The organism is Campylobacter concisus UNSWCS (genome assembly GCF_000466685.1).
Lineage (GTDB): Bacteria > Campylobacterota > Campylobacteria > Campylobacterales > Campylobacteraceae > Campylobacter_A > Campylobacter_A concisus_A.
The window spans coordinates 1-1,219 of the sequence record NZ_ANNG01000086.1; the positions used below are offsets into that span (position 1 = coordinate 1).

A 1,219-nucleotide genomic window follows, 5' to 3' on the forward strand; every position below is an offset into this window, starting at 1 on the left:
TTGTATTTTGCCTCTAACGCCTCAAGCGCCTTTGCCGTCGTCATGAAAAAATGCAGGCCGTTTTCTAGCACCTCTTCATACCCTGCTATACCAATAGGTGTGGTACTTTCTACTGCTATTGGTCTAGCTGCCTCAGCTGATACGGTTACGTTTACTCCGAACTTAGCACTCATAGTTTTCCTCCTTTTGTTAAAAATCTCATTTTTTACTCCTTATTTTTATTTTCCATATTTAATTAAATGCCAAACCCTGCAAGCGCAATAAAAACAGTAAATTTTATATTTAGCTACGCCTAACTTAGCCATTATATGCTTTAGCACTTCGTCGGCTAAATCGTAAAGCTTCAGCTCGCATAAATAGTCGTGGGCTACTACCGCACTAAGGTATTCGGGAGAATTAGGCGGAAAGATGCTCCAAAAGATACGCGGCACGTTAGCCCCATTTGTCTTATATCCTTTCGGGACTTCTACCGTTATTTCTTCTGCCGATCCGCTTTTAAAGATCGGCATAGTTACGCTATAAGGCTCTACTAGCTCGAATCTATCTTTTGAATAAGGCTTTAGTATTACTCTTTTTATCTGTGATGACAGGCTTTGCCCACCAGTCTCTAAAAACTTGTCTGGATTTGCGGACTGCGGTTTTAGGTTCTCGTTCATTTGTCATTTACCTCTTTATCTAGGTCTATTTCTATAGTTTGGCTAAAGCTTATAGCTTCTAGCTCCTCTTTGCTTTTAGCTTTGCTTATAGCCGTTTCGTATTTCCATTTTAAAGAGTGAAGCGTTATGCCGCCTAGCTCTACGGCTTTTTCTATTTTTTCTAGGTCTTTTAGGCTTACTTCCTTAAAGCTATTGTCAAACATCCTAAATAGCTTTTGTGGTAAAGCTTCGAAGTTGTTTTTCATAGCCCTAACGTTTAGCAGGTATTTATAACCTCCATCTATTACTCCGAAGCCCTTTAAGTCTATTCGAGATTTCTCCGCCATCAGGCTAGCCCAGTTTCCCAGTTCGTTTAGCTTAGCCAAGCGTAGATATTCGAGGGTCGTTTCTTTAGGCTTATTTAGTTCTTCTAGCTCTTTTTTAGTGAGCGGAGTTAGCCCTAGCTCTTTTATTTTTTGAGTTAAAAACTCTTTACTTACATTCTCTTCATATGCGTAAATTTCACTATTTTTATCTTTGTAGTATTTCATCATCTCTCCTTATCTTAGTTCTGCCCATAGTTT

Annotated in this window: 2 protein-coding genes; both read right to left on the reverse strand. The window is 39.0% G+C overall.

Features of this window, described 5'->3' with window-relative positions; translation table 11 throughout:
- Positions 1–218 precede the first annotated feature (218 nt).
- Complete coding sequence (locus UNSWCS_RS10665) at positions 219–656, reverse strand: DUF1353 domain-containing protein (RefSeq protein WP_080655763.1); 438 nt, start codon at positions 654–656, stop codon at positions 219–221.
- On the reverse strand, positions 653–1,186 hold the full coding sequence (locus UNSWCS_RS10670; RefSeq protein WP_021088508.1) for a hypothetical protein: 534 nt from the start codon (positions 1,184–1,186) through the stop codon (positions 653–655). Before UNSWCS_RS10670 ends, UNSWCS_RS10665 begins: the two co-directional genes overlap by 4 nt.
- Positions 1,187–1,219: the final 33 nt, after the last annotated feature.